The sequence below is a fragment of the Syntrophales bacterium genome, assembly GCA_035363115.1.
In the GTDB taxonomy this organism is placed as follows: domain Bacteria; phylum Desulfobacterota; class Syntrophia; order Syntrophales; family PHBD01; genus PHBD01.
On the sequence record DAOSEM010000001.1, the window covers coordinates 717,791 to 739,240 of the forward strand.

The 21,450-nt window shown below is 59.0% G+C and carries 14 protein-coding genes and 1 tRNA gene; 12 read left to right on the top strand and 3 right to left on the bottom strand.

Annotated features, from left to right (window positions below; genetic code table 11):
- Positions 1-7: 7 nt before the first annotated feature.
- Together PLO63_03210 and PLO63_03215 are read left to right on the top strand one after the other, a co-directional pair.
- Positions 8-2,347, top strand: a complete 2,340-nt coding sequence (locus tag PLO63_03210; protein ID HOI73136.1) for a 6-pyruvoyl-tetrahydropterin synthase-related protein — start codon at positions 8-10, stop codon at positions 2,345-2,347.
- Positions 2,344-4,023 (top strand): tetratricopeptide repeat protein, encoded by a 1,680-nt coding sequence (locus tag PLO63_03215; GenBank protein ID HOI73137.1) that lies wholly within the window; start codon positions 2,344-2,346, stop codon positions 4,021-4,023. The genes PLO63_03210 and PLO63_03215 overlap by 4 nt, the downstream gene beginning before the upstream one ends.
- Before the next feature lie 54 nt (positions 4,024-4,077).
- Here the strand turns inward: PLO63_03215 and PLO63_03220 are convergent, their stop codons facing one another.
- Positions 4,078-5,325, bottom strand: a complete 1,248-nt coding sequence (locus PLO63_03220) for a glycosyltransferase family 9 protein (GenBank protein ID HOI73138.1) — start codon at positions 5,323-5,325, stop codon at positions 4,078-4,080.
- A gap of 217 nt (positions 5,326-5,542) precedes the next feature.
- On the opposite strand from PLO63_03220, the gene PLO63_03225 reads away from it, so the two are divergent.
- From PLO63_03225 to PLO63_03245, 5 genes are all read left to right on the top strand, one after another.
- Complete coding sequence (locus tag PLO63_03225; protein ID HOI73139.1) at positions 5,543-6,229, top strand: TetR/AcrR family transcriptional regulator; 687 nt, start codon at positions 5,543-5,545, stop codon at positions 6,227-6,229.
- Between the two features lie 88 nt (positions 6,230-6,317).
- Positions 6,318-8,174 (top strand): acyl-CoA dehydrogenase, encoded by a 1,857-nt coding sequence (locus PLO63_03230; protein HOI73140.1) that lies wholly within the window; start codon positions 6,318-6,320, stop codon positions 8,172-8,174.
- A 36-nt stretch (positions 8,175-8,210) separates the two neighbouring features.
- Positions 8,211-10,634, top strand: coding sequence for a 3-hydroxyacyl-CoA dehydrogenase/enoyl-CoA hydratase family protein (locus PLO63_03235; GenBank protein HOI73141.1), 2,424 nt, complete (start codon positions 8,211-8,213; stop codon positions 10,632-10,634).
- A 57-nt stretch (positions 10,635-10,691) separates the two neighbouring features.
- The gene (locus PLO63_03240) at positions 10,692-11,888 is read left to right on the top strand and encodes a thiolase family protein (GenBank protein HOI73142.1); all 1,197 of its coding nucleotides are present in this window, start codon (positions 10,692-10,694) and stop codon (positions 11,886-11,888) included.
- Positions 11,889-12,085: 197 nt separating this feature from the next.
- Positions 12,086-12,907: a nitrilase-related carbon-nitrogen hydrolase gene (locus PLO63_03245; protein ID HOI73143.1), complete on the top strand. Its 822-nt coding sequence runs from the start codon at positions 12,086-12,088 to the stop codon at positions 12,905-12,907.
- Here PLO63_03245 and PLO63_03250 read toward each other — a convergent pair.
- Complete coding sequence (locus tag PLO63_03250) at positions 12,862-14,946, bottom strand: acetate--CoA ligase family protein (GenBank protein ID HOI73144.1); 2,085 nt, start codon at positions 14,944-14,946, stop codon at positions 12,862-12,864. The two genes, PLO63_03245 and PLO63_03250, sit on opposite strands and share 46 nt — an antisense overlap.
- 65 nt (positions 14,947-15,011) lie before the next feature.
- Here PLO63_03250 and PLO63_03255 point away from each other — a divergent pair.
- The 5 genes from PLO63_03255 (at position 15,012) to PLO63_03275 (ending at position 18,790) form a co-directional block, all read left to right on the top strand.
- Positions 15,012-15,086, top strand: a tRNA-Val gene (locus PLO63_03255).
- Positions 15,087-15,924: 838 nt separating this feature from the next.
- Entirely contained in the window at positions 15,925-16,695 is a 771-nt protein-coding gene (locus PLO63_03260) for a HEPN domain-containing protein (protein HOI73145.1), read from the top strand.
- Between the two features lie 110 nt (positions 16,696-16,805).
- Positions 16,806-17,447, top strand: a complete 642-nt coding sequence (locus tag PLO63_03265) for a hypothetical protein (GenBank protein ID HOI73146.1) — start codon at positions 16,806-16,808, stop codon at positions 17,445-17,447.
- 60 nt (positions 17,448-17,507) lie between these two features.
- Positions 17,508-18,341, top strand: coding sequence for a HEPN domain-containing protein (locus tag PLO63_03270; protein ID HOI73147.1), 834 nt, complete (start codon positions 17,508-17,510; stop codon positions 18,339-18,341).
- 23 nt (positions 18,342-18,364) lie between these two features.
- Positions 18,365-18,790, top strand: coding sequence for a hypothetical protein (locus PLO63_03275; protein ID HOI73148.1), 426 nt, complete (start codon positions 18,365-18,367; stop codon positions 18,788-18,790).
- A gap of 169 nt (positions 18,791-18,959) precedes the next feature.
- Here the strand turns inward: PLO63_03275 and PLO63_03280 are convergent, their stop codons facing one another.
- Positions 18,960-21,140: an acetate--CoA ligase family protein gene (locus PLO63_03280; protein ID HOI73149.1), complete on the bottom strand. Its 2,181-nt coding sequence runs from the start codon at positions 21,138-21,140 to the stop codon at positions 18,960-18,962.
- Positions 21,141-21,450 lie beyond the last annotated feature (310 nt).

Sequence of the window (21,450 nt, forward strand, 5' to 3'; positions counted from 1 at the left end):
TTCTGACGTGAAAGAGACACCGGATATTCGTGGCGGCCTTTGGGATGCCTTCACCTGGCGCCATGCCCTGTTCGTCTTCCTGGTCCTGACCGTTGCCCTGTTTACCGATGTTCTCTTCACGGGCGACGACGTCATTCTCTCGGCGAAGTACCTGGACCTGTATTCCGGGGAGATGTCGGGGCTGGAATACCAGTTGCGCGAGCTGGCCCGGGGAAACCTGCCGCTCTGGAATCCCCATGTCTTCTCGGGGACGCCGAACCTGTCCACACCTCTTTATCCCTCCATCCTGCTCGGCCTGGTACTCCCGCTGGCCAAGGCCATCAACGTGCAGATCGCGCTGCATGTCTTCCTGATCGGCTTCTCGATGTACCTCTGGGCGGCCTATCGTGGGCTTCATCCCCTGGCCTCGCTGGCAAGCGGCGTCCTGCTCATGTTCTCCGGCTCTTTCTATCTTCACATCTTTGCCGGGCATATGGGTAATCTCTTCGCCATGGCGTGGGTTCCCCTGCTTTTCCTGGCGGTGGACGCCGTTCTGGATCGTCCGGCTCCCGCTGCGGTGGCAGGCGGAGCGGTCGTTACGGCCCTGCAGATCCTCACGTGCCAGTACCAGTATGTCTATTATACGGCACTGGCCATGTCCCTGTACGTTGCCCTCCATATCCGTTTCGCTCCCGAGGGCAAGAGGTGGAAGGCCATGGCCGCCCTGTGCGGAATCCCGGCGGGAGCGGTCGCCCTGAGCGCGTTTCATCTCTTTCCCAGCCTGGCGGCAGGCGCGGAGAGCGTCCGTTCGGCCGGGGTGTCTTACGAATTCGCAGCGATGTTCAGCCTGCCCCCGGAAAACCTGTTGACGCTGGTGATCCCGTTCTTCTTCGGGGACATGACCACGATCCCTTACTGGGGCCGCTGCTACCTCTGGGAGATGTGCCTCTTCACCGGCGCCGCCGGGCTGGTGCTGGCGGTATACGGGGCCGTCTGCGGCGGGAAGGATCAAAAACGGCATGCCCTGCCGCTGGTGCTGATCATGGCCGTCATGGCCCTCGGGGCGCACACCCCCCTGTTTTCTCTCCTGTACGGGTGGCTGCCCGGGTTCAGCTCCTTTCGAGGGACCTCGAAATTCGCATTCCAGGCGGTGGTCTTCCTGGCCCTCCTGTCCGGAATCGGCCTGGACGCCCTGATCCGCCGCCGGGCATTCCCCGGGGCCGGGATTCTGCTGGTGTGCCTGGCGGGTTTTGGTCTCCTGGCCTCCTCTCTCTGGCTGTTCCATGCCTCTTCGAACGGAACGGCGGATGGGTTCTGGACGCGGCTGGTCCTGGGGATTGCCGGGACAGGGGAGTCCTACCTGCCGGCGGCGCTGTATCGGGACCCGGCATTCGTGGCGCAGGCGGCGGGCTTCGCCGCCCGGAGCGTCCTGGCGGCGTCGATGGTCCTGCTGGTCACGGCCCTCCTGCTCCGGATCGCCCGGACGGATGTCCGGGCCGTCTGTCTTCTCCTGGTCCTGGTCGCGCTGGAGGGATTCGTCTTTGCCTGGATCAGCCGCCCCGTGTTTCACTACCGGGAGACGCGCATCCCGCAGCTCCGGGAATTCTATGCATCCAGGACCGGGGATTACCGGGTGCTCAACCGGGTGCACCCCAACTCGGCCATGTCGACGGGGAGCCGGGACATCTGGGGGTACGGGCCGATGGTCCTGAAACGGTACGCCGAGTTCATGGCCGTCACGCAGGGTGTGAACCCCGACCGGGCGTCGACCTACCTGCCCCTGCACACGTACCATCCGCTCTGGGATCTCCTGGGGCTCCGCTTCATCCTGCTTCCGGCCGGGGAAGGGATTTCCGTCCGGGAAATGGATACCGGCCTCCCGAGGGTCCGGCTGCTGGCGGACTGGAAGGCGGCGAAGACGCGAAACGAGGCGCTGGCCCTCTTGTCGGAGCCGTCCTTCGATCCCCGGAGGACCGCGATCCTGGAGGATCCTCCGGGTTTCCCGGCGGGTTCGCCCCCGCCTGCCGGGGATTGCTCCATCCGGGATGACGGAAGCAGCCGCAGGGTGGTCACGGCCAGAACGGACCGGCCGGCAATCCTGGTCATCGCGGAGAATTACAGCGCCGGCTGGCGGATCGAGCCGCTAGGGAAACACACCGCGGCACCGTACAGGATCGTACCGGCCGACCACACGCTGATGGCGGTTTCCCTGCCCCCGGGAGAGCATGCCTTTGCGCTCCGGTACAGTCCGCGCTCGTTTCTCGCGGGGGCGTGGATTTCCGTGACGGCGTGGACGGTCCTGGCCTTCTGGAGCGTGTGGAGGGGAGTCCTCCGCCGCCGCAGGGCCCGGACGGGAAGAGGGACATGAGGATTCGGCTTCGGAATAGCGACGGATTTCGGGGTGCGGGGATGCTCGGCGGGGGAGTCGAGACCGCCCTGGCGCTGTCGCTGTTTCTCCTGGTCCTGATCGTTTTCGGCCAGACCGGCGGTTTTGGGTTTATCCATTTCGACGACAACGTTTACGTGACCGGAAACGCCCATGTCCGCTCCGGCCTGACGGGTCCCTCGGTCGCCTGGGCCTTCTCAACCCTTGATGCGGGATTCTGGCACCCCCTGACCTGGCTTTCCCTGATGCTGGATGTCCAGTTGCATGGAGACTGGGCGGGCGGATTCCACTGGACGAATGTCCTGTTCCACGGACTGTCCACGGTGATTCTGTTCCTGGCGCTGTGCCGTATGACCGGAGCCCCGTGGCGGAGCGCCTTCGTGGCGGGGCTCTTCGCCGTTCACCCGCTCCACGTCGAATCCGTGGCCTGGGTCGCCGAGCGGAAGGACGTCCTCTGCGGCTTTTTCTGGATGACCGCCCTGGCGGTCTATGCCTGGTACGCGCTCCGTCCCGGTCCCTGGCGGTATGGACTCCTCCTGGCCGTATTCCTTCTCGGGCTGATGGCCAAGCCGATGATCGTGACGCTGCCGTTCGTCCTCCTGCTCCTCGATGCCTGGCCCCTCCGCCGCGATGAGGCCACCCTGGGGATCGTGGGCAGAAGGGAATTCAGCAGGGTCTCCTGGGGGCGACTGATTCTGGAAAAGGTCCCGCTCTTGGCGATCTCCGCCGGATTTTCCATCCTGGCCTACCAGGCCGAATTTCGGGCGGGGGCACTCGGCCCGGACGCCGTCTATCCCCTGGCAGACCGGATTGCCAATGCCCTGGTCTCCTATACCGCCTATCTCCGGCACCTCTTCTTGCCGACGGGCCTGGCTCCCTTCTACCCGCATCCGGGCCAATGGCCGGCCGGACAGGTGCTCCTCTCCGGGGTTGTCCTGGCGGCGATCAGCATTGCCGTCTTTGCCCTGGCGAGGCGCCGTCCCTGGTTGGGCGTCGGCTGGCTCTGGTACCTGGGAACCCTGGTGCCCGTGAGCGGGATCGTCCAGATCGGGAACATCGCCATGGCGGACCGGTTCATGTACATTCCCCTGGTCGGTCCCGCCATCATGCTGGCCTGGGGGGCTTCGGGCGGGTCCGGACGGCCCGGCGCAGGCCGGAGGATCGCCGTTCCGGCCGGGATTCTCATCCTGGCCGCCTGTGCCCTGCTTTCCTGGTATCAGGCCTCCCACTGGAAAAGCACGGAGACGCTCTTCCGGCACACCCTGGAGGTGACGGAGCGAAACGACAAGGCACACCACGCCCTGGGGCTGGCCCTTCACGAGCGGGGCCTCTCCATCGATGCAATCCGCCATCTGGAGGCCTCCCTGGCACTGCGGGAAGATGCCCGGGCCAGAAACGACCTTGGCGTTGCGCTGATGGGGGCGGGGCGTCTCAAGGATGCGGAGGCACAATTCCGGAAGGTGGTTGTCCTTCGGCCCGCTGTAGCGAAATACTGGAACAACCTGGGTGCCGCCGTGGCCTCGCAGGACCGCCCGTCCGAGGCGGTTCCCCTGTTCCGGGAGGCATTGCGGCTTCAACCGGATTACCGGGAGGCCCGGCGAAACCTGGAGCAGGCCCTGGTCGTGCCGCCAGGCGCCTCTCCCTCGCACCGCCGGTAATCACCCTCATTCCTTCTGCACGGAAATGAATAGACGGGGAAGTATTCCGCTCCTTCAGGAAGCGGTTCCGGATGCGTTGTGCCTCTTTGCAAGGCAGGCGAGGACCGTCCGGAGGACCTCCTCTACCATGATGACCTGCATGCACCGGCCGTCAAGGCAGGGGGAAAAGCGGTGGTTGAAGGCGTTCACACAGGGGCTGCAGGCGAGCTTCGCGTAGATCGTATGGGGCCGCCCTCCGATGGCGCCGAAGAGACGGGGTGTTTCCGGTCCGAAGAGGACCACGTTGTCGATGTCCGTCATGGAGGCGAAATGGCCGGGGCCGCTGTCGTTGGTCACCAGGACGTCGGCGAGCGTGTACAGGACCAGGAGTTCCCGGAGCGTCGTCTTTCCGGCCAGCGATACGGCCCGGCTTGATCCGATCCGGGAGCACAGATTCTCCGCCGCCGCCGCCTCCGAGGGGGCTCCGGTTATGATCAGTCTCGCATCCGGCCTTGCCTCCAGGATTTTCCGCCCGAGATCGAAAAAGTTTTCCAGGGACCATTTCCGCAGGGGAAGAAGATCGCCGGCGTTGGGATTCAGGAGAACCAGCGGGCCACTTTCCGCCGTTTGGGGCATTTCCGAGAGGCGCTTCTTCAGGCGTCCGGTTTCCTCTGCTGTCGGCCGGAAACAGGGGGCCGTGACCGCGAGGTCTCCTTCGGGGACCTTGGACAGCGGGATCTCCCCCGACTCCCTCTCCAGCGCGTCCACCAGGAGAAGATAGGCCTTTGCCGTGTGAAGGTAAGGATTGTACTGCACCCGGTGGGTCATCAGGTCACCCCGGTAGGGGGCCTCGCTGGTGAAGCGGTGGAGGCCGACCCGCCGTTCCGCTCCCGTCAGGAACGAAATGATCGCCGAGGCACGGGCAAAGAACTCGAGATCTACCGTCGCGTCGATCCCCAGCCTCCGGATCCGGATCAGGGCGGCCAGGATATCCCGCGTGAAGGTCGGGAAGTCCCTGTTCCGGATGACGAGCACGTTCTCCTCCGGCAGGAGGTCCAGGATAAACAGGATCTCCCGGTTCTCCTCGAAGACCATGAAATAGACGTTTTCCCGGCCGGCCCGTTCGATGGCCCGCCGGATGGCGCTGTAGGCCAGGACCGTCGCCCCCTGTTCGATGAGCTTGATGAAGAGGATTTTCCTTGCGGGCGAAGGGGAAGCGGCGCGTGGCTTGAATGCGTCCAGCAGACGCCGCAGCGCTGTGAGGATGAAGCAGATCCCTTTTCCCGTCCAAACGTCAATGATCCGTATCGTTTCCGCTTTCAAAGGGTCACTCCTGCATCGAGCCGGGGTTAGGCAAGGTTGAAGGCCCGGCGGCTGCTTGCGCCTTTCATAAGGGAATCCTTGAGGAAAAGCAATCGCGAACATTTTCGCTTGACAGCACCGGATCAATCGGGTAGACGGTTCACGAACTGACCATCGGTCAGTAAATGACCGTTATTCACAGGCAGGACTTGCGGTCATTCATCTCCGGGGAAACAGCGTGGGGCTCGAAGAGCGAAGAAGGCGGGAGAAGGAAAACCGGAGGGCGGCCATTCTCAAGGCGGCCCGGAAGCTCTTTTTTGAGAAAGGTTTCAAGCCGGTAACGGTTGAGAGCATCGCCCACAAGGCCGAGCTCAGCAAAGGTTCCATCTACCTGTACTTCAACAGCAAGGAGGAGATTTACACACAGATCCTCCTGAGCGACATCGACAAGTTCCACAAGAGCATCGCCGACCTGTTCCGTACCGGAGTAACGGCGTCCGATCTTCTCGTCGAACTGGCCCGAATCTACATCAATTTTTTCCTGGGCGACAAGGAGCTGTTCCGGATTCTCATGACCTTCATGCTTCACACGGAGCACATGAACCTTCCGGAAGAGCTGAACCGCCACATCGTCAAAACCACCAACAAGACTGTCAGCATCATTGAGAAAATCTTCCAGTACGGGGTGGAACGGGGGGAGTTCCCAGCCACGATGAACCTCCGCCTGAACCGTGACGTCATATGGGGTCTTCTCAATGGGATCATCTCCCTGCACATCTTCACGGGGCAGGAGGCTCGCAGAGAAGAGCGCATCCGCACCACCGTCGAAGAGGGGATCCGCGAAGTCATTCGCGGTCTGTCCGCCCGGGAGGCAGCGACGGAAAATCCGGTGATGACGGCTGCAGGCGGAAGAGCGGACCGGTAGAATCGGCGTTTCACCCCTGAAGCAAGCAGGGGGCGGAAACGTCGTCAGTCATTGGTAAACGTAACGGACATTTGGGAAGGAGGTTGTTATGAGCAAGCTGGTAAACGGGAGAGATCAGCAGTTTGTCCTTTTCGAACAGCTCGGGATTGAAAAGCTGTTCGCCACCGAGAAGTTTTCTGCTTTCTCCAAGGAAGACATCCTGATGATGCTCAATGAGGCGGAGAAACTCTGCGCCAACGTCATCGAGCCCACCTACAAGGAAGGGGATCACGAAGGCTGCACCTTCAAAGACGGCAAAGTCTTCGTTCCGAAATGCTTTCACGATGCATACAAGAAATACTGCGAAGGCGGATGGCTCGCCATGATTCGCGACCCCGAGGTCGGCGGGCAGGGAGTGCCTCACGTGATCGGCAACGCCTGCTCCGAGCTCATCTCGGCGTCCAATTTCGCCTTCTGGATGTATCCAGGCCTGACCAACGGCGCCGCCGCCCTGATCCAGACATTCGGGACGGAGGAGCAGAAGAACAAGTACATGTTCAAGATGTATGAAGGCAAGTGGGGAGGCACCATGTGCCTCACCGAGCCCGGCGCAGGCAGCGACGTCGGCGCCCTGAAGACGAGCGCCAAGCGCCTTCCCGACGGCAAGTACCTCATCACCGGGACAAAATGCTTCATCTCCTGCGGCGATCACGACCTGACCGAAAACATCGTCCATCCCGTCCTGGCGCGCATCGAAGGGGACCCCCCGGGGACGGCGGGCATCTCCATTTTCATCGTTCCCAAGTACCGGGTGAACGACGACGGCTCCATGGGTGAATTCAACGACGTCAAAACGGGAAACATCGAGCACAAGATGGGTATCAAGGCCAGCGCCACCTGTACGCTGAACTTCGGTGAGGACGGAAAGTGCATCGGCGAGCTCCTCGGCAAGGAGCGCGAGGGAATGCGGGTCATGTTCCAGATGATGAACGAGGCCCGGATGGAAGTGGGCATGCAGTCCCTGGGGCACGCCACGGCAGCCTTCGAGCAGGCCCTGGCCTACACCCGTGAGCGCATCCAGATGACCCCCGTCTGGGAGATGAAGAATCCCGACGCCAAGGCCGTTCCCATCATCAAACATCCCGACATCCGCCGGGACCTGATGTGGATGAAATCCTACGTGGAGGGGCTCCGGGCCCTGAACCTCTACGCTTCCTTCTGCCTGGACATGTCCCATGTGACGGAAGGTGCGGAGTCCAAGAAGTGGTTCGGCATGCTGGAACTCCTGACCCCGATCTGCAAGGCCTTCTCCTCCGACATCGCGCTGATGGTCTGCTCCAAGGCCGTCGACGCCTTCGGCGGTTACGGCTACTGCAGTGAATACCCCGTGGAGCAGTACATGCGGGACGTCAAGATCGCCGCCATCTACGAGGGAACCAACGGCATCCAGGCCCTCGACCTGGTGGGACGCAAGCTGGGCGCCAACAAGGGCGCGAACGTCATGAACCTGGCCGGCGAGATCATGGCGACCATCGGCAAGGCAAAGGCATCCAAGGAACTGGCCAAATACGCCGGCAAGCTGGAAATAGCGGGGAACGCCCTGATCGACCTGACCATGGCCTTCGCAGGCTACGGCAAGAGCTCGAGCTTCCTGCTGCCCGTCCTGAACGCCTCCACCTACCTGGAGATCTTCGGGGACGTGGTCCTGGGCTGGCTGCTCACCCAGGGAGCGTTGATCGCGGAAGAGAAGCTGGCCGCCCTGTACGAGGCGAACGGCGCCGATACCGTCGGGAAGCAGCGTGCGCTGGTGCACACGAATCCCGATGTGGCCTTCTACCAGGGAAAGATCATGTCGGCGAAGTTCTTTGCCGTGGAGATGCTCTCGACGGTCAAGGCACGCTGCGATCTCATCAAGGAAGGGGAGAAGGTGCCCATCGAGATCGCCGACGAGTGCTTCTCGGCATAACGTTCCGCTCTACCGATTTTCACAAGGAGGAAAGACATGTCATATCAGATCAAGAAAGCCGCTGTTCTGGGAGCCGGGGTCATGGGGGCCACCATTGCCGCCCACCTGACCAACGCGGGGATCGAGTGCTGTCTGCTCGACATCGTCCCCTTCGAGCTCACCGAAGCCGATAAGAAGGCCGGGCTGACCGAGAAGAGTCCCGCCTGGCGGAACCGCTTTGCTGCAGGCGGGCTGGCCGGCGTCACGAAATCCAAGCCGGCGAGTTTTTACTCCAAGAAAAACGCCTCCATGATCAAGATCGGCAACTTCGAGGACAACCTGAAGTGGCTGGCTGACGTGGACTGGGTCATCGAAGTCGTCGTTGAGAACCTGAAGATCAAGCAGGACCTGTTCGCCAAGGTCGAAAAAATCGTGAAGCCCGGCTGCATCGTCACGACGAACACCTCGGGCCTTCCCATCAAAGACATCACCGCCAACTTCGGCAAAAAGCTCAAGGAGCACTTCCTGGGCACCCACTTCTTCAATCCGCCCCGGTACATGAAGCTTCTTGAGGTCATTCCCGGCAAGGAGACAAAGAAGGAAGTCGTCGAGTTCATGATCAAATTCTGCGAGGAAGTCCTCGGGAAGGGTGTCGTGGTCTGCAAGGACGTCCCGAACTTCATCGGCAACCGCATCGGCGTCTTCGACATCTCCAACGCCGTCGCTCTGATGGTCCAGAAGGGCCTGAAGGTGGAGGAAGTGGACGCCGTCATCGGCAAGGCCGTCGGCCGTCCCGGCACCGCCGTCTTCGGGACCCTGGACCTGGTGGGCCTCGACACGGGCTACCACGTCATGAAGAACCTCCATGCCGCCGTGCCCGACGATGAGTCCCGGGACCTCTTCATCCCGCCGGGATTCATGGACAAGATGATGGAGAAGAAGTGGCTCGGCAACAAGACCAAGCAGGGTTTCTACAAGAAGACCAAGGACGAGAAGGGCAAGAAGGTCAAGCTGGTGCTGGACTACAATTCCCTCGAGTACGTGGCGCCCACGAAGCCCAAGTACGCGTCCGTCAGTGAGGCCAAGAAGGCCTCCGACCTCGGCATTGCCGAATCGATGAAGATCGTCTTCAGCGGGAAGGACAAGGCCGCGGACCTGATCCGGGAATACCTCTGCAACAACTTCATCTATGCGGTGAACCGGATTCCCGAAATCGCCGACCGCGTCGTCGAGATCGACAACGCCATGAAGTGGGGCTACAACCACGCCCTCGGACCCTTCGAGACGTGGGATGCCGTGGGTGTCCGCAATGCCGTGGACGCCATGAAGAAGATGGGCAAAAAGGTGCCCAAGAAGATCGAAGACATGCTCAAAGCGGGCTGCGAGTCCTTCTACGCGAAGAAGACGGACGGCCTGTACTATTATGATTTCGCCAAGAAGGGCTACGTCAAGCTGGAGGAGAACCCGAGAATCATCCTCCTGCCCAGCCTGAAGGAGCAGAAGAAGGTCGTGGCGGAGAACGCCTCAGCCAGCCTCATCGACATCGGTGACGGCGTGGCCTGCCTCGAGCTCCACACGAAGATGAATGCCGTGGATGACGGCGTGATCGAGATGATCAACACGAGCTGCGACATCGTCGAGAAGGACTTCCTCGGCATGGTCGTCGGCAACCACGATCCCCGGGCCTTCTCGGCCGGTGCAAACATCTTCAAGGTCCTCCTGGCCATCCAGCAGGGTGACTGGGACGTCTTGGAAGCGCTGGTCGCGAATTTCCAGAACGCCAACATGAGAATGAAGTACCTCGGGAAGCCCGTTGTCACCGCCCCGGCCGGACTGGCCCTGGGCGGTGGCTGCGAGATCGCCATGCACGGCGCCCGCTGTCAGCCCTGCGGGGAGACCTACATGGGCCTCGTGGAAGTCGGCGTCGGCGTGATCCCCGCGGGCGGCGGATGCAAGGAAATCCTGGTCCGCGTAACCGAGGGTCTTCCCGACGGTGTCGTCGAAGCGGGCCTCAACCTGCAGTTCCACATGGCCAAGGCCTTCGAGAACATCGGAACCGCCAAGGTCGCCACCAGCGCCATGGAGGCCATGGAGCTGGGGTACATCCGCAAGACCGAGAACATCAGCCTCAACCGCGATCAGCAGCTCTGGGACGCCAAGCAGGTCGTTCTCGGCCTGTCCATGTTCTACAAACCGCCGCGGCCGGCTCTTATTCCCGTGATGGGCGAGAACTTCCGCGGGATGGCCAACGGCGTCCTGTACAACATGCGCCACGGCAACTATGCATCGGACTACGACGTCCATGTCGGCCGGAAGGTTGCCTACATCCTCTCCGGCGGCGACTGTGCAGAAGGGACGTACGTTACGGAGCAGGAAATCCTGGATCTCGAAAAGGAAGCCTTCCTCTCCCTCTGCGGCGAGAAAAGGACCCAGGACCGGATCATGCACATGCTCACCACGGGCAAGCCGCTCCGGAACTAGTAGCAATTTCAACAATGACGCGGGCGCCTTCGCCCGCGCATCCTAAGGAGGAATATCATGACTGATGCTGTGATTGTCGAAGCGGTCAGAAGTCCTGGTGGACGTTATAAGAGGGGCGGCCTTGCCGCAACGAGAGGAGACGAGATCGGTTTCCAGGTGATCCGGGGCCTCATGGCCCGGGTCCCCGCGGTGAAGCCGGAAGACGTGGACGACCTGATCGTCGGCTGCGCCTTCCCGGAGGCCGAGCAGGGCATGAACTACGGCCGGGTGCTCGCCATCGGTGCCGGACTGCCGATCAGCGTGTCCGGCATGACGATCAACCGTTTCTGCTCCTCGGGCGTGCAGTCCATCGCCGACGCCACGGCGAAGATCCGGGCCGGCTGGTCCGATATCATCATCGCCGGCGGCTGTGAGACCATGTCCCACATCCCCATGGGCGGCAGCATTTTCCGCCCGAACCCCGACTGGAACTTCGACGGCGGCCAGCCCAACGTGTACGTTTCCATGGGCATCACCGCGGAGAACGTGGCGGTCAGCTACAACGTCTCCCGGGAAGACATGGACAAGATGGGCGTGGAGAGCAACCGCCGGGCTTACGAGGCCATCAAGGCCGGCAAGTTCAAGGAAGAGATCATTCCCATCGAGGCCTTCAAGTACAAGAGGGACAAGAACGGGAAGCGGATCCGTGAGAAGGTCGTCTTCGACACGGACGACGGCGTGCGCTGGCCCGTGAAGCTGGAGGACATGGCCAAGCTGAAGTCGCCCTTCAAGGCGGGCGGCGTCATCACGGCGGCCAATGCCTCCCAGATGACCGACGGCGCGGCGTTCTCCCTGCTCATGTCGACCGAGAAGGCCAAGGAACTGGGGCTGAAGCCCCTGGCCAAGCTTAGCTACTTTGCAGTGGCGGGCTGCAAGGCCGAGGAGATGGGCATGGGCCCGGCCTACGCGATTCCCAAGGTCCTGAAGATGGCGGGCCTGACCGCGAAGGACATCGATGTCTTCGAGATCAACGAGGCCTTCGCCTCTCAGGCAATCGCGTCCTGCCGTATCGTCGGGATCGAGGACCGCTACTGGTCAGGCGACATCAACCCGAACGGCGGCGCCATAGCCCTGGGGCATCCCCTGGGAGCCACCGGCGCCAAGCTGACGGCGCAGCTGCTCCACGAGCTGAAGCGCCGGAAGGCGAAACGGGGCATCGTCTCCATGTGCATCGGCGGCGGCATGGGTGCGGCTGCGATCTACGAGATGCTGTAACCGTCAACCATAGTTTCCAACGGCGCGTCCCGGCCGGGAAGGACGGGGCGCGACCGGTGGCCTGATAGGAAAAGCCGCGGCCCCGTGCCGCGGCTTTTCTGTTTTGTACCGGCGCCCCCTGTGCTATATCGCTCCTGTCGCCCGGTCAGGGGTTGCACGCCGGCGGCGATTCACGGACATTCGGGAGGAATCGAATCATGAGAGTCGGGTTTGTTCAGACCAAGCCGGTTTTCGGCCACGTGGACGGGAACGTCGAGCGGGCCGTGAAGATGATCCGCCGCTGCGACGCGGACCTGATCGTCCTTCCCGAGCTGTTCAACACGGGATACCTCTTCACCTCCAAGGAAGAGGTCCGGGATCTGTCCGAGACGGTTCCGAAGGGAAGGACGACGGAGGCCCTGCGGGAGGTCGCCGCGGAGCGGAACGTCCACATTGTGGCGGGGCTGATCGAGCGGAGCAGGCGGAAATATTACAACGCTGCCGTCCTGGTATCTCCCGGCGGCTCCGTGGAGACTTACCGGAAGATCCACCTCTTCCACGAGGAGAAGCTCTGGTTCGACCCGGGCGACCGGCCCTTCACGGTTTACGACATCGGCTCCTGCCGGGTCGGGATCATGATCTGCTTCGACTGGTTCTTCCCCGAGTCCATGCGCATCCTGGCCCTGAAAGGGGCCGACGTGGTGGCCCACTGCGCCAACCTCGTCCTGCCCTTCTGCCAGGACGCCATGATCACCCGCTGCCTGGAAAACCGGCTCTACGCCGTGACGGCGAACCGTATCGGATCGGAGAAGCGGGGCGGGAAGTTCTGCCTCTACACGGGCCGCAGCCAGATCACGGGTCCCCAGGCCAATCTCCTCTATCGGGCCGGAGCCGGCGAGGAGGAGATCGGGAGCGCTGCGATTGACGTCGCCGCTGTCCGGGACAAGCGCCTGAACGCCCACAACGTACTCCTGGACGACCGCCGCATCGAGTTCTACGGCGATTTGACGGCCCCGGGCGTCCGCGTCGGGGACACCTGAATCTTCACGTCCACGGCACAGCATCCCCGGCCCTCCCCGTAAACCAGGACCGGGTTCATGTCGAGGTTCCGGATCTCCGGGTGATCCGCCAGGAGACGGGAGACCGCGACAATCAGTTTCCGCAGGGCATCCAGGTCCGCCGGCGGCTCCCCCCGGAATCCTTTCAGCAGGGCCGCCCCCCGGGTCTCCCCGATCAGGGATCCCGCCTCCTCTTCCGTGAGCGGCGCCACCCGCAAGGCCACGTCCCGCAGGACCTCCGTCAGGATTCCACCGAGTCCGAAGACGACTAGCGGGCCGAATTCCCGGTCCTGCCTGCCTCCCACGATGACCTCCCGGCCCGGCGGCACCATTTTCTGCACCAGCCAGGGGCCGGCCATTCCGTCCAGGGCCTCTTCCAGGGCCTGCTCATCCTCCAGGTTCAGCCGCACCCCGCCAGTCTCGGTCTTGTGGAGCACGTCCGGGTCGGCCGTCTTCAGGGCTACGGGATAACCGATGCTCCGAGCCGCCTCCACGATCTCCCGGCGATTCCCGGCGACGGTGAACGGCGGGTGGGGGATTCCGCAGGAAGCCAGGAGAGGGAAGGCCTCCTCCGGGGGCAGGAAGCGATCCGGGCCTTCCGCCGGAAGGGAGGGAACGCTGAAGAAAACGGTTTCCCGCGGCTGGCGATCGATCTCCTGCAGGCGCAGGTGAAAGCGGCGGGAGACCGCCAGGGCCGAGAGGGCCTGCCGGGCGTCCGAAAAGAGCGGGAGGCTGCAGGTCTGCTTCAGGGTAAAGTGAAACTTCCGGCTGGCGATCACGTAGATGACCACCGGCTTGTTGTAGCGCTCCTGCAGCTCCAGGGCGAAGCGGATGAGCGCCTGCGTCTCGGGGATGTGCGCGCTGTGCAGGTAGGTCAGGCCGAAGACCACGCCGTCCACACCGGGCTCCTGCAGGGCCTTTTCGAGCACCTGGATGTAGAAGCGGGTATCGAAGACGTCTCCCAGGTCCAGGGGGTTCGTCATCCGGATGACCCCCGCCCGGGTTTCCCGGCGGATCGTGTCGTACACCGCATCGGAGTATTGCGCCAGGCGGAATCCGGCGCGGCCGACCGCGTCCGCCAGGACCACGCCCTGGCCGCCGGAGCGGCAGAGGACGCCGATGCGGTCGCCCGCCATGGGGGGCAGGAGAAAGGCCTTGAAGACCTCCATCATCTCGCCCAGGGTCTCCACCCGGTGCATCCCCGCCTGCCGGAAGGCGGCCTCGGCGACCTCGTCGTCCCCCGCCAGCGCGGTCGTGTGGAATTTGGCGATCTCGCGGCTGGCCGGTGTCCGGTTGGCCTTGAGGACGACGATGGGCTTCCGGGCGGTCCGGGCGATCTCCAGGAGGCGGCGGCCGTCGGAGACGTGCTCCAGGTAGAGGCCGATCATGCGGGTCTCCGGGTCGTCCAGGAAGAAGGAGAGGTAATCGCACTCGTTCAGGTCCAGCTTGTTGCCGATGCTGAGGACCTTGTTCAGGCCGATGTTCTCGAGCGTCAGCAGGCGGATGCTGTCCATCACGACGCCGCCGCTCTGGGCGATGACGGAGGCGGGCCCTTTCATGACGGCATCCGGCTCGACCGGGAAGAAGGGCAGGAGGAGGCCGTTGTCCAGGTTGACCGTGCCGATGCAGTTGGGGCCCATCAGGCGCATCCCGTAGCGGCGCAGAACCTCCCGGATCCGGTCTTCCAGGTCGCTCTTCTCCTCGTCGTATTCGCTGAACCCGGCGGCCTGGACGACGGCGAAGGACACGCCTTTCCGTCCGCAGTCCTCCAGGACCTGGAGAACCGATCGTGCCGGGATCAGGAGCACCGCCAGGTCGGGGGAGCCCTCGATCTCCTCGATGCTCCCGTGGATCGGCCGGCCGAGGTACGTTCCTCCTTCCTTGCCGACCAGTTCCATCCGCCCGGGGAAGCGGAAGGTCTCGAGGTTCAGCGCCGTGAACTTGGCCAGGTTGCTGGGTGAGTCGGAGACTCCGTAGATCAGGACTCGCTCCGGGTAGAACAGCCGCGACAGTGGATGCATTGTCTCCTCCCTCGTTTTTTTTTCTTGAAAAAAGAACCTCCTTGGATTACATACAACGCCCTCACGGGCGGTTAACTCAGTGGGAGAGTGCTACCTTCACACGGTAGAAGTCACTGGTTCAAATCCAGTACCGCCTACCATGAACGTCAAGGGGTTACGGGTCATGCCGTAACCCCTTTTTTCTTGCCTGCTACCGTTCGCCATCCATGGGCCATGGAAGTGTATCCGGCTGATCATCGCACCCCTCAACGCTTCAATGTGCGTCTTATATGAATCCCTTTCCTTTCAATGTCAACGTCTGCCTATACAATCCCGAGATTTCACCATGCAGCACCTGGCATCATCGCTGTGAAGAATGGCGGCCGGGATTTCTGATCGATCAATTATCTTCTCCCTTGGGTGGACATCTGTGTTTCCTGATCCTCTCGGCGGGTGACCATTTTTTTCTCTACCGTTGCCGACATCTGATCCTGTAATACCTCCGACCGCTGTTGACTCTGTTCGTCCATACTGAACCCCCATAAACGAAAAGAGCCATCGGATGTGCCGAGGCTCCAAAGAAGCCTTCTGGGGTATTGCCGTATCCCTGCATCCGACGGCAATTTTGCGTTATGGCGTCGACATAAAGTCCACTGTTGGTTGATTTACCAGTCCAAAAGTTTAGGCGTCTTTAGGATACCGCAGATGGAAGGAAAGTCAGGGAAGGAGTTGTGGGGCTGGTTTAAACTGGGCGGTTTTAGACCACCTCCCCAGTCAGAAAAATTACATTATGGCTTGACTCTGTTGGATTTTTTTGGTTCCGTTTCCGTGGTTGTCAGTCATGGCATAGGGGGTGCCATAATAAGGGCTACAATCATTCCGTTCATGCTTCTTGTCTTTTGTAAGTCATTCATCGTTATTTTTTCATCACAGAATCAAAAAATGTGCGAATAATTCGGACGAACGAAAGTTATCAGCACCAAGAATAAGAGGCCCTATATGAAGGATAAAGAGAATCCCATGGGTATGATAAAAGATCCTTTCGCAGGGGATAGCTATGTACTTCCATCAACATTCTGTACAGATCAGAGAAGATTGTGGTTCAAGCGATCAAATCAAATATTACGATTCTTTATGAGTTCAGAATGGGCTCTAAAAGAATGCAAGAAAATATATGAAAATCGTCTGATCACTCAACGTGGATTAAGTCCTGATACACCGATGAGAATACAATCCTCCGATGGGAGATCTTTAATTCTACCTGCTAGAGTGTTATTAAGTGGACTTGCTAGTGATGTTGATGTTCTTTGTCGCCAAATATTTGTGATGCTCTACGGTTCATTAGAAACATATTTGTTTGAACTGATCGAGAGATCATTTAAGGAAATTGGACAAACAGAAGATATTTTGGGAAAATCATTGGATATTATGATGAGAGGAAAATGGGATGCGAAGATTGGGAAAATGAATCATATCTTTGAGCTAAATTATAGGGCTAGTGACCTGATGGAACATTTCAAAGGTTTTGAGCTTAATTTTATGGGAAATGTATTTAGAAATCCTCTGTCATTTTTGGATGAACTGGCGCAGATTCGACATAGAATTATACATGCTTCCAGTATCATAGACCAAGGGAAGTTAATTTATATAGATACACGCATATTCCAAGGATATTATATTTTCTGTGCGCTTTTGACAGACTTCACCGATAATCTATTTGTAAATAAATTTAAATTCGACCGTACTGAAATAAACCCCGCTGATGCATAATTATTTATGTGTAATGAAAGGGGGTTACTCTTTATAAAAATAGTATAAAATACGAAGAGCAAGATTTGTTGAATGGGAAACCACTACTTCTGTGTTAGGAGATTCAGAAAATGAATCAACATGAAAAGGTAAATGGTGAAGGTTTTCCCTTGAAACGTCTTCGTTATATTATAACCTTGATTTCTCTCCTATTGGCATTGGCTCACCTCATATGGCCTTATTTAGCGATAGATGTTGTTACACTTGTTTTATTAATTATCGCTATTCTGCCGTGGCTGGCCCCTCTTATCAAGTCGTTTGAGTTACCTGGAGGATGGAAGATGGAATTTCAGGATCTGCAAAAGGTGTCTTCTCGTGCTGATACTGCTGGCCTTCTTGCGGCGGAACCGACTAAAAAAGAAGAAATATTTTCATTTCAGTCAATTGCAAGACAAGATCATAATCTCGCTCTTGCAGGCTTGAGAATCGAGATAGAAAAGAGATTATCTCTGCTTTCTGAGGTTGCAGGCTTGAAACGAAACAAAGTTATGGGTATCGGTGAATCACTAAGGGCATTGTCTAAACATGACATACTGACCAGTGAGGAAAGGTCTATTCTCTCTGACATGATAAATATGCTAAATGCTGCTGTACACGGTGCAACTGTTGACCAGCGTAGTGCGGATTGGGCGATTGACGTAGGGCCAAGATTACTGACCTCACTAGATGAGAGAATAGATGAGGTCCGGGCGACTAATCTGCCAATTGAGTAGATGAATTTGAATCCATGATCTGTCTTTAGATATGATCTTCAAGAATCTGAATAGTAAACTATGTATACATTAAGATTTCCTTTTCGTATTCCACAGGAAGATCAATCATTAGGTAAAGATATTGCGTCTATAAATATCGGTGAGTTGTTGTATTCACTGGAAAATTTGGATCCCTATTTTGTTTTGACAATCAAGGGTTTTCTAACAGAGGCAGAAGCCGAAAGGCATATTAACAGAATATGGGCCGGATTTATGTGGTTGCTTTTAAATCGTGGAATATCGGTCAATGCTATTCTTGCCACAAAAGAAGTATTTTATACTGACGATCCGATAAAGGCAGCTGAGAATGTTAGTAAGACATACAGAATTCCAATACGGGGTCCGCTTCATGGCTCACTTGATGGAACCCGCCCCGCCGTTTTCCCATCAAATAAGAAGCTCTCTATCTTAACTGGTTATGCGCCAATTGGCATTGCAATTACACCACCTTCAACTATGCTAACATGCATTGCTGAAGGATTATCTTTTCCACATAGCGATGAACTTATAAATGACAATTTCTTGCGTCTTGCCCTTGAGCTTTACAGAGCCTATTTCACAGAAGCTTCTCGAAATGCTCGATTCTTGACATTAATTATGGCTTTAGAAGTTCTGAGGCCTCAGCCGAGTAAGCGAGGTAGTATCAGAAAGCAGATCTATGAAATGGTTTTATCTACTCTACAACAAGTAAGAGATGAAGAAGCAGAGCTTCTCGCAGAAAAAGCCCAATATTTCTATTGTCTACGAAACGAGTTAGTACATGAAGGAATACTGAATAGCAGTGTGGCTGTTGATGAGGCAAGGCAGCTTGTGCAACGTGTTTTGAAAGCAAAATATTTAGCGTATGTGCAATAATAGGATGGAGGCTTTCCAACTAATTGATTACAGGCAATGTTAAGGAAGAGTTGTCATCATTAGTAACGATATTTCGGCGTGCTATTCTTGCGTGTGACAGCAGTTCTCTTTGTACGACTCTTCAGACATTCCCTCGGGGTGCCTGTGGGGATGCCTCCTATCTATTAGCAAGATTCTTATCAGAACAGGGTTGCGGTGAATTTGAATATGTCTTGGGACGAAACGATCATTATGGTTCTCATGTCTGGTTAGAAAAAAGCAACATCATTATCGACATTACATTTGATCAATTTGACGAAAATAAAGGCTCATCTATGGTGACTACAGATGGACGATTCTATTCACAATTTCAAATAGAAGACCGACATATTGCAGATTATGAAATTTATGATCACGTAACTATTCTGAATCTAACGAACACGTATAGAGAAATTATTAAGCATATTTAAATATGAAATTGGTTGTAAAAGTTAGGATCTTCCCGAACAGTTATTTGCCGAAAAAAAGCGACATAGGACGAAAACCTTTCAGCAGGGGGACTCCTTCCACTCCGGTGCCGCTTTTCAAACTTCTGCTAAAGTCTTCCATTCCCTCCTCATTGAATGGAGATGTTTCCTTCTACCCCGCCCCGCCCGTCTTCGCATCCAGAATGATGCGACAGTCGGCGACCGTCGCTCCCTCTTTTTCCCCATGAACCAGCAGGGGGTTGATGTCCAGCTCCCGGATCTCGGGATGCCGGACCGCCATGTCGGAGAGGCTGACCAGGATCCGCTCCACGGCCTCGATATCCGCCCTGGGGCGCCTGCGGAAGCCCGTCAGGAGCTTGTAACCGCGGATTTCGTGGATCATCCGGTGGGCTTCGTCCCGGTCTATGGGAGCCAGGCGGAAGACGACGTCCCGGAAGACCTCGACAAAGATGCCGCCCAGCCCGAACATGATCAGGGGGCCGGCGGAATAGCGCTGCACTCCGATGATGACTTCCTCTCCCCGGCCGGCCATTTTCTGGACCAGGACGCCGCGGATGTTCGCTTCCGGGTTGAAGGTCTTTGCGCCCTCGACGATGCGAGTGTACGCATCCGCCGCCTCTTCCCGGCTCCCGATCCCCAGGACGACGCCGCCCGCGTCGGATTTGTGGATGATTTCATCCGACACGACCTTCATGACGACGGGGAATCCCATCTCCGAAGCGATGTCCGCAGCGTTTGACGCGCTGTCCGAGAGCCTGGTCGGCAGGACCGGGAACCCGTAGCAGCCCAGGAGGTCGAGCCCCTCGATTTCACTCAGGTAGGTCCTGCCGGATGCCAGGTTGTCGCGGATGATCCGGGAGGCCCTTTCCGTGTCGTGGCAGATCGGTGTCGTCGGCAGGCGTTCGCGATTGAGCCAGTTGGCGTATTTGAACAGGGCGGCAAAGGCCTTGGCGGTGTTTTCCGGGAATCGATAGACGGGATAGCCGTGTTCCTGGAGGAACTTCACCCCCGCGGATACGTCTATGATGCCCATGAAGCAGCAGAGGATGGGCTTGGTCGACCGCCGGGCGACCCGGACGATGGCCTCCGCGGTGCCCAGGGAGTCGGTCATGGACTGGGGGGTCAGGATGACCAGCGCCCCGTCCACGCCGGGGTCGTTGATGACGGCCCGCAGGGCGTTTTCATACCGCTCCTGGGTGGCGTCCCCGATGACATCGACGGGGTTGTGGATGTTGGCGGTCTGGGGGAGATGCCGGGCGAGCTCGTCCACCGTCTCCTGCTGGAATTGCGCAAGCTCGAGGTCGGAGGAGACCGTCATGTCGGTGGCGATAATGCCGGGGCCTCCTGCATTGGTGATGATCGCCACGCGCCGCCCCGCGGGAAGCTTCCGCATCGTCTTGCCCAGGCTGCTCTCCTGCTTGTACGTGAAGGCGTTGGCGTAGTCGAAGAGCTCGTCGATCGTGTCCGCGCGGATGATGCCCGACTGCTTGAAGATCGCGTCGTAGACGGCCTCGGTGCCGGCGAGGGCGCCGGTGTGGGACGCCGCGGCCTGAGCCCCGGCGCGGGTACGTCCCGACTTGATGACCAGGATCGGCGTGGGGTGCCTCCCCATGGTGATCTCCCGGGCCGCCTCGATGAACTCCGACCCCCTCCTGAGCTCCTCGATGTACAGCATGATGACGGACGTGTCCGGGTCCCCGTGCAGGTAGCGCAGCAGGTCCAGCTCGTCCACGTCGGCCTTGTTGCCGATGGAGATGAACTTGGAGAAACCGAAATCCCGGTCGGCGGCGAAATCCAGGACGGCCGTGCACAGGGCGCCGCTCTGGGAGATGAAGGAGATGCGGCCCGCCGCCGGCATCCGGGCCGAGAAGCTGGCGTTCAGCCGGATGGTCGAGACGGGATTGATCACCCCGAGGCAGTTCGGCCCGACGACGCGAACCCCCGCCTCGCGGCAGACGGCGACGATCTGGTTTTCAATCTCCAGCCCTTCGCCGCCGACCTCCCGGAATCCGGCGGAGACGATGACGATGCCGTGCACGCCTTTTCCGACGGCCTCCTGGACGGCCTTGAGCGTCTGCCGGGGCGGCAGGACGAGGATCGCCAGGTCGACGGGGTCGGAGATGTCGCCGATTGCCGGGACGGATTTGACGCTGAGAATGGACTTCGCCCTGGGATTGACGGGAAACAGGGTGCCCTGGTATCCGCCCTTGAGGATGTTCGCGAAGATGTCGTGGCCGACTTTTCCGGTTTCGGAGGAGGCGCCGATGACGGCAATGGATTTGGGCCAGAATATGGCGTCGAGATTTTCAAACGATCGGTTTCTCTCGTCCATCGATGGTTACCTCCCTTTGGAAAAAAGAAAGAAAGCAGCCCTGCCGTTTGGGGAAGGGCACGGCCATGATTGCCCCGCTCTCCGCCGGGGGCATCCGCCTGGCAAAGACGCCCGCAAGGACTTCCCGGAGGAATTCCCCGTCGGCGGGGGTATTTTAACCACACTCAACTTCCGTCTGCAACCACGACGACGGTCCGGCGGGCGGGGTGGGGGCATGCCGCCGACCGGCCGCTGTCCACGGAGCGGGATCGCTCATTGGAAAAAAGGGGTGTCTCTGGTATAAAAAAAGAGCATGATATTGAAACGCTGC